Consider the following 15289-nt stretch of genomic DNA (forward strand, 5'->3'; position numbering starts at 1 on the left):
TTTTTTTTATGAAGTAAAGTGTTGTTTTTAGTCCAATTCTGAAGTAAAAAACAATTTAACACTTGGATATTTATTTTGTGTCATTTGGATGGTAAAATCCGAATCGGCTAAGAATACTAATTGATCGTATTTATCTTTGGCAAGGAATTTTTGCTTGATTCTTTTAAATTCTTTGAATTCCTCATTTTTAACATCATCAGGTTTTACCCAGCAAGCTTTGTGAACAGGGAAATTCTCATACGTACATTTGGCACCATATTCATGCTCTAAACGGTATTGAATTACTTCATATTGAAGTGCTCCTACAGTTCCAATTACTTTTCGATTGTTCATTTCTAAAGTAAACAACTGCGCCACACCTTCGTCCATTAATTGATCCACACCTTTGTCAAGCTGTTTTGCTTTCATTGGATCGGCATTATTGATGTATCTAAAGTGTTCCGGAGAGAAACTTGGGATTCCTTTGAAATTCATGATTTCACCTTCGGTTAAAGTGTCTCCAATTTTGAAATTTCCGGTATCATGTAGTCCAACAATGTCTCCAGGATAAGAGATGTCTACAATTTCTTTTTTCTCAGCAAAAAAAGCATTCGGACTGGAGAATTTTAAATTTTTCTTTTGGCGAACGTGATAATACGGTTTGTTTCTTTCGAAAGTTCCCGAAACAATTTTGATAAAGGCCAAACGGTCACGATGTTTTGGATCCATATTAGCATGGATTTTAAATACAAATCCGGAAAGTTTTTCTTCTTTTGGATCAACTAAGCGGGTTTCAGATTCTTTTGGTCTTGGCGAAGGAGCAATAGTAACAAAACAATCTAATAATTCCCGAACACCAAAATTATTTAAAGCCGAACCAAAAAATACAGGCTGTAATTTTCCGTCCAAATAATCCTGTTGATTGAATTTTGGATACACTTCATCAATTAATTCTAGTTCTTCACGAAGTCTATCAGCTGGTTTTTGACCAATTATTTTTTCTAATTCAGGATTTTGAACATCCGAAAAAGCAATCGTTTCCTCAATGTTTTTACGGCTGTCTCCGCTAAATAAGTTAATGTTTTGTTCCCAAAGATTGTAAATTCCCTGAAAATCATAACCCATTCCAATAGGGAAACTTAAAGGAGTAACAGTAAGTCCTAATTTTTGTTCTACTTCGTCCATCAAATCAAAAGCGTCGTGTCCTTCGCGGTCTAATTTGTTGATGAAAACAATAATGGGGATTTTTCGCATTCTACAAACAGCAACTAACTTTTCAGTTTGTTCCTCAACCCCCTTAGCAACGTCAATAACCACAATCACACTGTCAACAGCGGTTAAGGTTCTAAAAGTGTCTTCGGCAAAATCCTTGTGTCCGGGAGTATCAAGTATATTGATTTTTTTGTCTTTATAGTTGAATGCCAAAACAGAAGTAGATACCGAGATTCCTCTTTGACGTTCAATTTCCATGAAGTCACTGGTAGCTCCTTTTTTTATTTTGTTGTTTTTTACAGCTCCTGCTTCCTGGATTGCTCCTCCAAACAGCAATAATTTTTCAGTAAGAGTAGTTTTTCCGGCATCGGGGTGCGAGATAATTCCAAAGGTTCGTCGACGTTGTATTTCTTTTAAAAAGCTCATATTTCGTATAAATAGTTTGCAAAAGTACTATTTATATATGCGATTTAAAAATAAATAAGTCATCACTTGATTTACTGATTTTTAGTAAAAGATTCAGGCTTTTTATTTTATTGGTCTCAGTGATAGAAAGGCTTCAAGGAAGAGCTTTCTTTTTTCGAAGATAATTTTTTGTTAATAGTCAGGTGGAAACTTGTATAATGTAATTGAATTGCTATTTTTGTTCGTTTTTATTAAAATAAAATTTACGTATTATTCTTTTAAATTGATGATTTATCAGAATGATAATTCGATAAAGAAATAAGGTTCAGATTCCAATTAAAAAATTAAAGTTACCAAAAGTAAAATCCTTAAGAATGAAATCCATAAATATTAAAAATGCACTACTGTTTTTTGTGCTGTTTTTGTTGAATATAACAATGAATGCTCAGGAAATAATTAAAGATACTGTTGTTGCTGAAACAAAAAAAGTAGCTTCAGGTCAAAGACAAAAAATTGATGGTGTAATTGCAACAGTGGGTGATTATATTGTTTTGGATTCAGACATTGATAAGGCGTATTTAGAGATTTCAAGTCAGGGAGGTTCTGTAAAAGACATCACAAGATGCCAGATGTTAGGTAAATTATTAGAAGATAAATTATATGCTCATCAGGCCATTCAGGATAGTGTGAAAGTTACTGATGCCGAGGTTAAAGGAATGATGGACGAGCGTTTGAGTTATATGATTCAACAGATTGGTTCAATGGAAAAAGTAGTTAAATACTATAAAAAAGATACAGAAGAAGAATTTAGAAGTTATTTCTTTGATATTTTGAAAGAAAACAAGCTGACTTCTGAAATGCAAAAAAAGATAGTTGACGGAGTTGAAATTACACCTGAAGAGGTTCGTAATTTTTTCAAGAAATTGTCAAAAGATGAATTACCGGTTTTTGGTGCAGAAATGGAAGTTTCGCAAATTATTGTTGAGCCTAAAGTAACGGCAGTTGAAAAACAAAAAGTGATTGATCAGCTGAATGGTTTTAAAAAAGATATTCAGGAAGGTTCAAGTTTTGCTACAAAAGCGGTTTTGTATTCTCAGGATCCGGGATCGAGATCAAGTGGTGGTTTTTATAAAATGACCAGAAAAACACCTTTCGTTAAAGAGTTTAAAGATGTTGCTTTTGATTTGGAAGAAGGAGAAATTTCAGCCCCATTTGAAACAGAATATGGTTTTCATATTATCTATTTAGAAAAAATTAAAGGTCAGGAGTTAGAGTTACGTCACATTTTGATAAGTCCTACAGTTAGTAAAGAATCTCTTGAAGAAGCTAAGGAAAAAGCAAGTTTAATTAGAAAACGTATCGTTGATAAAGAAATTTCGTTTGCAGATGCTGCAAGAACGATGTCTGATCAAAAAGAAACAAGAGCGAACGGAGGAGTTTTAATCAATCCAAACACTCAAGATACTCGTTTTGAGTTGACTAAAATGGATCCTGCTTTGTATTCTCAGGTTTCAAATTTAAAGGATAATGAGATTTCGATGCCAATTTTAGATGAGACTGCGTCAGGAAAAAAACAATATAAAATTATTACGGTTACTAATAGAATCAACGAGCACACTGCTGATTATGCTCAGGATTATGTGAAGATTAAAGAATTAGCTTTGAAAGAAAAACAAATCAAAGCAATTGGGAAGTGGTTTGACGAAAAAATCAAAGAAACTTATATTAAGATTGTTGGAGAGTACAGAGATTGTGATTTTACAAACAACTGGTTGAAAAAATAATTTGTTCAAAATAAATAAAAAGAGTTAGTTTTATGGATTCATAAAGTTGACTCTTTTTTTAATTTAAAATAGTTTGAAAATGTCTGATGTTGCGGCAATACATAATTTGGTTCAAAAACATGCTCAGTTAAAAAGTGAAATAGCAAAGATTATTGTAGGTCAGGAAAAAGTAATTGACCAGTTATTACTTTGTGTTTTTTCCGGAGGACATGCTTTGTTGGTAGGTGTTCCCGGCTTGGCAAAAACATTGATGGTAAATACACTTTCGGAAGCTTTAGGATTGAATTTTAAAAGAATTCAGTTTACGCCGGATTTAATGCCTTCGGATATTTTAGGAAGCGAAATTTTAGATGAAAACCGTCAGTTTAAATTTGTAAAAGGACCTGTTTTTTCGAATATTATTCTGGCAGACGAAATTAACAGAACTCCGCCCAAAACGCAGGCAGCTTTACTTGAAGCAATGCAGGAACGCTCGGTTACAATTGCCGGAGTAAATCATAAAATGGATTTGCCGTATTTTGTTTTGGCTACACAAAATCCAATTGAGCAGGAAGGAACTTATCCGTTGCCTGAAGCGCAGCTGGATCGTTTTATGTTTGCAGTAAAATTAGAATATCCCACTTTTGAAGAAGAAGTTCAGGTGGTGAAAAGAACTACATCTGATGTAAGTCAAAAAATAAATCCATTGTTTACGGCTCAGGAAATTATCGAATTTCAACATTTAATCCGCAGAATTCCAGTGGCTGATAATGTGGTGGAATATGCGGTAACTTTGGTGGGAAAAACACGTCCCGATAGTAATTTGGCAACTGATTTTGTGAAGAATTATTTAGATTGGGGAGCAGGACCAAGAGCTTCTCAAAATCTAATTTTGGCCGCTAAGGCTCATGCCGCTTTTAATGGTAAATTTTCTCCGGATATTGAGGATGTAATTGCAGTGGCAACATCAGTTTTAAGGCACAGAATTATTAAAAATTACAAAGCTGATGCCGAAGGAATTACTGAAGAAATGATTATTGCTAAACTGGTTTAAAACGGCTAATTAGCTCGTTTTTTATTAAAATTATGCTTTTCAATATAACAAGCTATTTTAAGTTTGTTATAAATTAAGTTTTCGAATTATTGATTGTTTATAAATTGAGTTAAAATTTGTTTTTTTCTTAGTTTAATGCTTTCTGAATGCATATTTTTCAATAATGGAACTTTTGAAGGCAGTGGGAGATTAAAAACCTTTTAATTCTCAGCTTAAATAACTAAATTTGCAGCACAAATTAAAAAAAAAAATCTAAATTTTATGGCTTTTGATCTTGAGCTAATCAAAGGAATTTGCCATTAACAAAGACTTCAATTATGAATATTTATAACGATTACATCAAGGAGATCGAAGAGAGAAAATTACAGGGTCTTCATCCTAAGCCAATTGATACTGCTGAATTAGTAAGCGAAATCATTGCGCAAATTAAGGATTTAGATAACGTAAACAGAGAAGATTCTCTTCAGTTTTTTATTTACAATACTTTGCCGGGAACAACGAGTGCTGCTGGTGAGAAAGCTAAGTTTTTAAAAGACATCATTCTTGGTGGATCAGTGGTAAAAGAAATAACTCCTGCTTTTGCTTTTGAGTTATTGTCACACATGAAAGGAGGTCCTTCAATTGAAGTACTTTTAGATTTAGCTTTAGGTAGCGATGCTGCTATTGCTAAAGATGCTGCTGAAGTTCTTAAAACTCAGGTTTATCTTTACGATGCGGATACAAAACGTTTAAAAGATGCTTATGATAACGGTAATGCTGTTGCAAAAGATATTCTTGAAAGTTATGCTAAAGCAGAATTTTTTACAAAATTACCAGAAACACCAGAAGAAATTAAAATCGTTACTTTCATCGCAGGTGAAGGTGATATTTCAACAGATTTACTTTCTCCAGGGAACCAGGCTCACTCTCGTTCAGACCGTGAATTGCATGGAAAATGTATGATTACTCCTGAAGCTCAGGCTGAAATTCAGGCATTACAGGCACAGCATCCTGATAAAAGCGTTATGTTGATTGCTGAAAAAGGCACAATGGGAGTAGGTTCTTCACGTATGTCAGGTGTAAACAACGTAGCATTGTGGACTGGTAAAAAAGCTAGTAAATACATTCCTTTCGTAAATATTGCTCCAATTGTAGGTGGTACTAATGGTATTTCTCCAATTTTCTTAACTACAGTTGATGTAACCGGAGGTATTGGTATCGATTTGCAAAACTGGAAGAAAAAAGTAGATGCTAACGGAAATGTTGTTCGTAACGAAAAAGACGAGCCAATTTTAGAAGAAGTGTATTCTGTTGCTACAGGTACAGTTCTTACCATCAATACAAAAACACAAAAATTATATAACGGAGATAAAGAATTAATTGATATCTCTAAAGCTTTAACTCCACAAAAAAGAGAGTTTATCAAAGCGGGTGGATCTTATGCAATTGTTTTTGGTAAAAAAATCCAAACATTTGCTGCTCAGACTTTAGGTATTACTGCTCCAACTGTGTTTGCTCCAGCTAAAGAAATTTCTAAAGAAGGTCAGGGATTAACAGCTGTTGAGAAAATCTTTAACAAAAACGCTGTAGGTGTAACTCCGGGTAAAGTATTACACGCTGGTTCTGATGTTCGTGTTAAAGTAAACATCGTAGGTTCTCAGGATACTACAGGTTTAATGACAGCTCAGGAATTAGAAGCAATGGCTGCTACAGTTATTTCTCCATTAGTTGATGGTGCTTACCAATCAGGTTGTCATACTGCTTCTGTTTGGGATAAAAAAGCACAGGCAAATATTCCGAAATTAATGAAGTTCATGAATGATTTCGGATTGATTACTGCTCGTGATCCTAAAGGAGAATATCATTCAATGACTGACGTTATTCATAAAGTATTAAATGATATTACTATTGACGAATGGGCTATCATTATTGGAGGTGACTCTCATACTCGTATGTCTAAAGGTGTTGCTTTTGGTGCCGATTCTGGTACAGTTGCATTAGCATTAGCTACAGGTGAAGCTTCTATGCCAATCCCGGAATCAGTAAAAGTTACATTTAAAGGAAGTATGAAAGAACACATGGATTTCCGTGATGTGGTTCATGCTACGCAATCACAAATGTTACACCAATTTGGTGGTGAAAATGTTTTCCAAGGTAGAATTATCGAGGTACACATTGGAACTTTATTAGCAGATCAGGCGTTTACATTTACTGACTGGACTGCAGAAATGAAAGCAAAAGCATCTATCTGTATTTCTCAGGATGAAACATTAATTGAGTCATTAGAAATTGCAAAAAGCCGTATCAAAATCATGATTGATAAAGGTATGGATAATAAAAATCAGGTGTTGCAAGGCTTGATTGATAAAGCTAACAAACGTATCGAAGAAATTAGATCTGGCGAAAAACCAGCTTTAACTCCGGATGCTACAGCTAAATATTATGCTGAAGTAGTTATTGATTTAGATATTATCGACGAACCAATGATTGCTGACCCGGATGTAAATAACGAAGATGTTTCTAAAAGATATACACACGATACAATCCGTGATTTGTCTTACTACGGTGGAGATAAAAAAGTTGATCTTGGTTTCGTAGGTTCTTGTATGGTGCATAAAGACGATTTGAAAATCGTTTCTCAAATGCTTAAAAACATCGAAAAGAATCAAGGTGAAGTTAAATTCAACGCACCATTAGTAGTTGCTGCTCCTACTTATAATATCATCGATGAATTAAAAGCTGAAGGTGACTGGGAATATTTACAAAAATATTCTGGTTTTGAATTTAGCGATGCTTTACCAAAAAGTACAGCTCGTACAGAATACGAAAACATCATGTATTTAGAGCGTCCAGGTTGTAACCTTTGTATGGGTAACCAGGAAAAAGCAGAAAAAGGAGATACTGTTATGGCGACTTCAACTCGTTTATTCCAAGGACGTGTGGTAGAAGACAGAGACGGTAAAAAAGGAGAATCTTTATTAGCTTCGACTCCGGTAGTAGTACTTTCTGCAATTTTAGGTAGAATTCCAAATATTGAAGAATACAAAGTAGCTGTAGAAGGAATCAACTTAACTAAGTTTGCTCCTGTGTCTACTAAGTTGTAAGTTCTAAACTTTAAATATATTTAAGCGAGGTAATCTTTTAGGTTACCTCGCTTTTTTTATACTGTATTTTCTTTTTTAACGATGTAGGTATTTACAGAATAAATTCTGCTGAATAGAATCGTTTTAAATTAGGTATTCTTAACATTTTTTAAATAATAATAGAATAAAAAAAGCCGTAAATTGTATAATGTTTTTGTTAAATTAAAAATAGAATTATGGCTTTTGATATTGAAATGATAAAAAAAGTGTATGCTAACATGACTAGTGGTGTTGATGCTGCACGTAAAATAGTTGAACATCCACTTACCTTAACAGAGAAAATTTTATACAGTCATCTTTGGGACGGAGTTGCTAAGCAGGCTTACGGACGAGGAGTAGATTATGTAGATTTCGCTCCAGATAGAGTGGCTTGTCAGGATGCGACGGCACAAATGGCTTTGTTGCAGTTTATGCATGCTGGAAAGAAAACAGTTGCTGTGCCTACCACCGTACATTGCGATCACTTGATTTTAGCTAAAAACGGAGCCGAATCTGATTTGGCTTTAGCTAATAAACAATCCAAAGAAGTTTTCGATTTTTTATCGTCAGTTTCTAATAAATATGGAATTGGTTTTTGGAAACCGGGATCAGGAATTATTCATCAAATTGTTCTTGAAAATTATGCATTTCCGGGAGGAATGATGATTGGAACTGATTCACACACTGTGAATGCTGGTGGATTAGGAATGTTGGCAATTGGTGTTGGTGGCGCCGATGCCGTTGATGTAATGTCTGGAATGTCATGGGAATTAAAATTTCCTAAATTAATCGGGGTGAAATTAACCGGGAAATTATCGGGATGGACTGCTCCAAAAGACGTAATTCTGAAAGTAGCCGATATTCTTACTGTAAAAGGAGGAACTGGAGCTATTGTGGAGTATTTTGGTGAAGGAGCTCTAAATATGTCTTGTACAGGAAAAGGAACGATTTGTAATATGGGTGCCGAAATTGGTGCTACTACTTCTACTTTTGGATATGATGATTCAATGAGAAGATATTTAGCCGCAACAGGACGTCAGGATGTAGTAGATGCTGCAAATGAAGTAGCTGATTATTTAACAGGAGATCCGGAAGTTTATGCTGATCCAGAGAAATATTTTGATCAGGTTATCGAAATTAATCTTTCAGAATTAGAACCACATATTAACGGTCCTTTTACTCCGGACAGAGGAACTCCGGTTTCACAAATGAAAACGGAAGCTGCGGCTAATGGCTGGCCAATAAAAGTAGAATGGGGGTTGATAGGCTCATGTACGAATTCTTCTTACGAAGACATGGCTCGTGCTGCTTCTATTGTTAATCAGGCTGTAGAATTAGGTATTAGTCCTAAAGCTGAATTTGGTATTAATCCAGGTTCGGAGCAAATTCGTTATACAATCGAAAGAGATGGAATTATTGCTACTTTCGAAAAAATGGGAACAAAAGTCTTTACCAATGCTTGCGGACCATGTATTGGGCAATGGGATAGAGAAGGGGCAAATAAAGAAGAGAAAAATACTATTGTGCATTCATTCAATCGTAATTTCTCTAAAAGAGCAGATGGTAATCCAAATACCCATGCTTTTGTAACTTCTCCGGAAATGGTGGCTGCTCTGGCAATTTCAGGGCGTTTGGATTTTAATCCTATAACCGATACATTATTAAATGATAATGGTGAAGAAGTGAAATTAACCGCTCCTTATGGAGATGAATTACCGAAAAAAGGTTTTGATGTTGAAGACCCAGGATTTCAGGAACCAGCTGCCGATGGTTCAAATGTTAAGGTAAATGTAAGCGAAACCTCAGATCGTTTGCAGTTATTAGCTCCATTTGAAGCCTGGGATGGTAAAAATATTTCAGGTGCTAAATTACTGATTAAAGCATTTGGAAAATGTACTACTGATCATATTTCGATGGCAGGACCTTGGTTGCGTTATCGTGGGCATTTAGATAATATTTCTAATAATATGCTCATTGGAGCTGTAAATGCTTATAATCAAAAAACAAATTCAGTTAAAAATCAATTAACAGGAACTTATGATGCTGTTCCAGCTGTAGCGCGTGCCTACAAAGCAGCTGGTGTGCCTTCTATTGTTGTTGGTGATCATAATTATGGTGAAGGTTCCTCTCGTGAACATGCTGCTATGGAGCCTCGTTTTTTAGGTGTAAAAGCAGTATTAGTAAAATCATTTGCTCGTATTCATGAAACCAATCTTAAAAAACAAGGTTTGTTAGGATTGACTTTTGCTAACGAAGCGGATTATGATAAAATTCAGGAAGATGATACAATCAATTTTATTGATTTAGTAGATTTTGCTCCAGGAAAACCATTAACAATAGAATTTGTTCATGCTGATGGTTCTAAAGATGTTATTTTGGCTAATCATACTTATAACGAAAGTCAAATTGGCTGGTTTGTGGCTGGTTCGGCTTTGAATTTAATTGCTGCAGAAGCCCAATAATGATAAAAAATATACTTCGAAAAAAGCGCTTTATATGTTCATAAAGCGCTTTTTTTATGTCTTTTCTACAAAAAACAGTATAAAGTAGTGTTAAAAATTGGGTTTATTGGTATTAAAAAGTTAAATTCGCTTTCGTTAAATTTTTATTACAAAAAGTGAATTTTTAGACACTACTATTTTTTGTAATGTTATTAAAAATAAAACGATTGCATTTTTTTAACTTAAAATGACTTTATGAGGTATAAATTTTGGATTGTAATATTGATTCTGTTTAGCAGGTTTAATGGTTTTTCTCAGGAAAAATTCATTCAGCACGTAGTTGCTAAAGGAGAGACAATTTCCAAAATTGCTCAACGTTATAATGTAGATGCCGTTACTATTTACCAAATTAATCCGAATGCAAAAGAAGGAATAAAAGTAGAAGAGGTTTTATTGGTTCCTTTTGTTATTGGTAAAGAAAAAAAATCAGAAACAATTGCTTTTAATTCTGCTGTTGAAGACAAGAAGCACGTTGTTTTGGCAAAAGAAACCATGTATGGTATTGCTAAGCAATATGGGGTTAAAGTTGCTGATTTATATAAATTGAATCCTAATTTAGAGAGTAAAGGATTACAGGTAGGTAATACAATCCAGATACCGGTTCTTCCATCAAATGCTAAAGTAGCTGAAAATAAAAAACCAATACTTAAAACTGATGTTAAAGAAGTTTTAGTTGAAGAAAAGAAAGATGTTTTTACTACAACTCCTGTTGATGCTGATGGTAATTATGTTAAAGAAGTTGTTGCAAAAGAAACGTTGTATGGAATTGCCAGAGAGTATGGTGTATTAGTTGCCGATTTAGAAAAAGCAAATCCAATATTAGAAACGCAGTCGTTACGAATAGGTCAAAAGTTAATTATTCCAAAAACAAGTTCGCAACAACAGCAAGTTGTTAAGCAAAATTCAACTGCTTCAACTGAAGAAGTGAAAGCAATTTTGAATAAAAAAGCTACAGAAGTAAAAGAAACTGTAGTAGTGGCTAAAAAAGAAAAAGAAGATGAAGTTGAAATTATTCGTGAAGTTTTAGCTAAAGAAACAAAATACGGAATTGCCCGAGAGTTTGGTCTTACGGTAAAAGAACTGGAGGCTCAAAATCCTACTATTGTAAATAAGCTTTCGATAGGAGATAAACTAACAATTCGTACTTCAAAATCGAATGTAAAAACACCTGCTCGGAATGTCGCTAATACTGAAGAATCGTTAGATAATAAAGAAGTATTTAAACCAAACTCTTTCCTGGGAGCAGATTTTGCAGATCAATTGATCTCTACAGCTTCAGAAAATATTGGAGTTCGTTACAGATCAGGTGGTACATCTAAAGATGGTTTTGATTGTTCTGGATTAATGTGTACCACATTTGGAGCTTATGATATTCAATTGCCAAGATCATCTTTTGAACAAGCGCAATATGGCGTTAAAATTGATACCGAGGATGCTAAAAAAGGAGATTTAGTCTTTTTTAAAACAAATGGTCGTAGCCGAATTAACCATGTAGGAATGGTAGTCGAAGTTGGTGAAGACGGAGAAATTAAGTTTATTCATGCTTCAGTAGGAAATGGAGTTATTATTTCGTCTAATAAAGAAAGTTATTATAGTAAAAGATTAACACAGGTAAACAGAGTTTTCTAATCGATTACAATGAAATTTTATAAAGAGAGCGCTTTTAAAAGCGTTTTTTTATTTATTAGATATTTTTAATCTTGACACAAGAAATGTTTTTTAGTCCTAGTTCGCTTACTTTGTCTAACAAACCTGTTTTTGTATTTCTTTTAAAAACAATTATGTTTCCGCTATTCATATTGGCTACAATAAGGAATTTTCCACTCGGGTCAATAGCAAAATTTCTTGGGTGATTTCCTAAAGTAGATTCAGTAGCAACGCTTTTTAACGAACCATCTTTTTTGATGCTGTAAATAGAAATGTTGTTTTCAATTCCTCTATTCGAAACATATAAAAATTTTCCATCTGGAGAAATAAGGATTTCAGCACTCCCAAAATCTGCAGAAAGGCTTTTTGATTCAATTTTAGTTCGTTCTATAAGATTGAATTTTCCATTTTTTGTGTTGTAAGCGCTTATTGCGCCAGCAATTTCTTCAATAGCATATCCCCATTTTTTGTTAGGATGAAATACAAAATGTCTTGGTCCGCTTCCGGGAGTTGTTTTTGTGAAACGCTCATTTTGAATATTTACAGGTTCTTTTTTGTTGCTATCGAAAGGGAATATTCTGATTTTATCAGCACCCAAATCTGGTGCAACGATGTAATCATTATCTGGTGAAAAAAATATAGAATGGATATGTGAGCTTTTTTGACGTTCAGGATTGATACTTCCTTCGGTAAATGGCAGATGTTGGACAATGGGATTTATTATACCATTTTTGGCTAAAGGAAATACAGAAAGACTGCTTCCTGTATAATTAGCGTCAATGAGCCATTTTTCGGTGTGATCTAACGAAAGATAGACAGGATTCTCTCCATTTGTCTTTTGACTGCTTATGAATGTCAGACTTTTATTTTTAGGGTCAAATTTAAAACTACTCACACTTCCTGCATTTGGTGTTTTACTTTCGGTACAGGCATATACAAATTCTCCGTTATTAGATAAGGTAAGATAAGAAGGATTTGAAATATTACTTATCGAAGTAATCTTGTTTAGTTTTCCTGTATTAGTGTCTAATTGATAAACATATATTCCTTCATCGCTCTTATTGGTGGTATAGGAGCCAAAAAAGACATAGCTGTTTTGCGAGTTGACAACTTGAAAACAAAGTAAAACGAGCAATAGTAAGATAGTTTTTTTCAAGGGTATTCGGTTTTAATTACTGTATGTTCAAATGTATTTCTTTTTAAATAATATTGATTGCTATTTTTTAAAACAAAAAGAGCCAGCTTTAAAACTGGCTCTCTCTTTATTTGTTTACAAAGATTGAAATTAAATAATAATTCGGATAATTTCTCCATTTTTATTTATCATTTCAATGCGAACACTTTGGCGCTCATCTTTACTGTTTAAGAATTTAGACACCGTTTCGATATCATTGGCTTTAATATTATCAATACTCAAAATGATATTACCGTTTAATTCACTAGCATATTGACTTAGATTTTCATTGTTAACTGATTTGATTTTTACACCATAAGTCACATTGAATTTTTTCTTGTCTGCAGGCGTGATGTTTTCAAGTTCCATTCCTTTGAATTCGGTGCTGAAAAATTCGTTTTTGCTTAAAGTTACATTGACAATTTTAGTTTCGCCATCTCTAATAATATTTACAGCTACTTTGTCATTTGGTCTTTTAGTATTAATATATCCTGAAAGATCGGCAAATGTAGAAATGTTTTGATTGTCAATTTTTACAATAATATCTCCTTTTTTCAAACCAGATTTGTCTGCTCCGGTATTTTTTCGAACATTATTAATGTAAAATCCCTGAGTTTGTTTAATGCCTAATTCTTTAGAAGCAGTTGCGTTCAATTCGCCTCCTTCAACCCCAAGAATTCCTCGTTGTACATTACCATATTCCATAATGTCTTCGATTATTTTTCGGGTGATATTTGAAGGAACGGCAAATGAATAACCAACATAAGAACCCGTCATAGAAGTAATCATGGTGTTGATTCCAATTAAATCACCACGCGTATTTACTAATGCGCCACCACTATTTCCCGGATTTACTGCAGCATCTGTTTGTATAAAAGATTGAATACCGTCTGTTCCTAAATTTCTGGCTTTTGCCGAAACAATTCCGGCTGTTACAGTAGAAGTCAGGTTGTATGGATTACCTACGGCAAGAACCCATTCGCCCACTTTTACATCATCAGAATTTCCAAAAGGAGTATAAGGTAATTTTTCATCGGCATCGATTTTTAAAAGAGCAATGTCCATTTTAGAATCGGTACCAACAAGTTTTGCTTTGTATGATTTTCTGTTATTTAAGGTAATTTCAATTTCAGAAGCATCTCTAATTACGTGATTATTGGTTACGATATAACCATCTTCAGAAATAATTACTCCTGAACCTGTTCCTACTTGTTCCTGTGATTGTCCGCCTTTGTAACCGTAGAAAAATTCAAGCATTGGATTGTTGACTTTGTGATAAGATACATTTTTCACGTGCACAACAGTATGTATTGTTTTGTCTGCAGCTTCGGTAAAATCTAAAAGTTCGGAAGATAAACCAACTCTTTTGGTATAATTATCAGCTGCTAATGTCGTTATTGTTTTTTTGTTATTCGAAAAATAACCATCGTTGTCAAATAATAATTTGTAAGCCCCTAAAGTTGTGGCTCCACTTAATAAAGACACTAAAAATAGATTAGAAAATCGTTTCATAATAGAGATCATTTTGGTGTTATTTTAAAGTAAATTTAAAGCGAAATTAATATGTTAAAAAATACTTTAACGCTGTTTAACAATGATTAACATATCATTAATAGTTCGTACTTTTGTAAAACAAATTTAGAAAAAATGTTAGTACAATTTTATAAATATCAGGGTACCGGAAATGATTTTGTAATCATCGATAATCGTACCAATTTTTTTCCAAAAGAAGATACAAAACTGATTGAACGTCTTTGTGACAGACGATTTGGAATAGGAGCGGACGGATTGATGTTGCTTGAAAATGATCCTGAAACTGATTTTAAAATGGTTTATTATAATTCCGACGGGAATCAAAGTACGATGTGTGGAAATGGCGGAAGATGTTTGGTCGCTTTTGCTAAACAATTAAAGGTAATTGGTGATACTACTTCATTTAATGCTGTTGACGGATTGCACCATGCTTCAGTTGATAAAGATGGAATCGTTTCTTTGCAAATGATAGATGTTGATGGTATAAAAATAAATCCGAATTATAGTTTTTTAAATACAGGTTCGCCACATCATGTACAACTAGTAGATGACTTAGAACATTACAATGTAAAAGAAAATGGTGCTGCTATTCGTTATGGAGAATTATACGGAAAAGCAGGAAGCAATATTAATTTTGTCAAAAAAATTGATGATGCCACTTTTGCATTGCGTACTTACGAGCGTGGTGTAGAAGATGAAACTTTGGCTTGTGGTACTGGAGCAACTGCAGCGGCGATTGCTATGAATGCAACAGGACAAACGGATTTAACAGCAATCAATATGAATGTTGAAGGCGGAAAATTATCGGTTTCTTTTGAAAAAGAAGGCGATAAATATGTTAATGTATTCCTGAACGGTCCTGCCAAATTTGTTTTTGAAGGCACTATCGAAATTTAATTTCCAGAAAATTACTCACTTCT

Annotated in this window: 9 protein-coding genes; 6 read left to right on the plus strand and 3 right to left on the minus strand. The window is 33.8% G+C overall.

Annotated features, from left to right (window positions below; translation table 11 throughout):
• Window positions 1-27: 27 nt before the first annotated feature.
• Entirely contained in the window at window positions 28-1617 is a 1590-nt protein-coding gene (locus FEM21_RS09580; protein ID WP_035659898.1) for a peptide chain release factor 3, read from the minus strand.
• Window positions 1618-1970: 353 nt separating this feature from the next.
• Between FEM21_RS09580 and FEM21_RS09585 the strand changes: the two genes are divergently transcribed.
• The 5 genes from FEM21_RS09585 to FEM21_RS09605 all read left to right on the plus strand — a co-directional run bounded on the left by FEM21_RS09585 (window position 1971) and on the right by FEM21_RS09605 (window position 11644).
• Window positions 1971-3380, plus strand: coding sequence for a peptidylprolyl isomerase (locus FEM21_RS09585; protein ID WP_035659901.1), 1410 nt, complete (start codon window positions 1971-1973; stop codon window positions 3378-3380).
• Between the two features lie 79 nt (window positions 3381-3459).
• Complete coding sequence (locus FEM21_RS09590; protein ID WP_035659904.1) at window positions 3460-4413, plus strand: AAA family ATPase; 954 nt, start codon at window positions 3460-3462, stop codon at window positions 4411-4413.
• Window positions 4414-4730: 317 nt separating this feature from the next.
• Window positions 4731-7496: a bifunctional aconitate hydratase 2/2-methylisocitrate dehydratase gene (locus FEM21_RS09595; protein ID WP_035659906.1), complete on the plus strand. Its 2766-nt coding sequence runs from the start codon at window positions 4731-4733 to the stop codon at window positions 7494-7496.
• Between the two features lie 215 nt (window positions 7497-7711).
• A complete protein-coding gene (locus tag FEM21_RS09600; protein ID WP_035659909.1) occupies window positions 7712-9976 on the plus strand; it encodes an aconitate hydratase in 2265 nt (754 codons plus the stop codon).
• 234 nt (window positions 9977-10210) lie between these two features.
• Window positions 10211-11644: a peptidoglycan endopeptidase gene (locus FEM21_RS09605; RefSeq protein WP_035659911.1), complete on the plus strand. Its 1434-nt coding sequence runs from the start codon at window positions 10211-10213 to the stop codon at window positions 11642-11644.
• 55 nt (window positions 11645-11699) lie between these two features.
• On the opposite strand, the gene FEM21_RS09610 is transcribed toward FEM21_RS09605, so the two are convergent.
• Entirely contained in the window at window positions 11700-12818 is a 1119-nt protein-coding gene (locus FEM21_RS09610; RefSeq protein ID WP_035659913.1) for a lactonase family protein, read from the minus strand.
• A gap of 129 nt (window positions 12819-12947) precedes the next feature.
• Complete coding sequence (locus FEM21_RS09615; protein WP_035659914.1) at window positions 12948-14348, minus strand: trypsin-like peptidase domain-containing protein; 1401 nt, start codon at window positions 14346-14348, stop codon at window positions 12948-12950.
• A gap of 135 nt (window positions 14349-14483) precedes the next feature.
• On the opposite strand from FEM21_RS09615, the gene dapF reads away from it, so the two are divergent.
• Window positions 14484-15266: a diaminopimelate epimerase gene (gene dapF / locus FEM21_RS09620; protein WP_035659916.1), complete on the plus strand. Its 783-nt coding sequence runs from the start codon at window positions 14484-14486 to the stop codon at window positions 15264-15266.
• Window positions 15267-15289: the final 23 nt, after the last annotated feature.

It is taken from the genome of Flavobacterium seoulense (genome assembly GCF_000695795.1).
Taxonomy (GTDB): domain Bacteria; phylum Bacteroidota; class Bacteroidia; order Flavobacteriales; family Flavobacteriaceae; genus Flavobacterium; species Flavobacterium seoulense.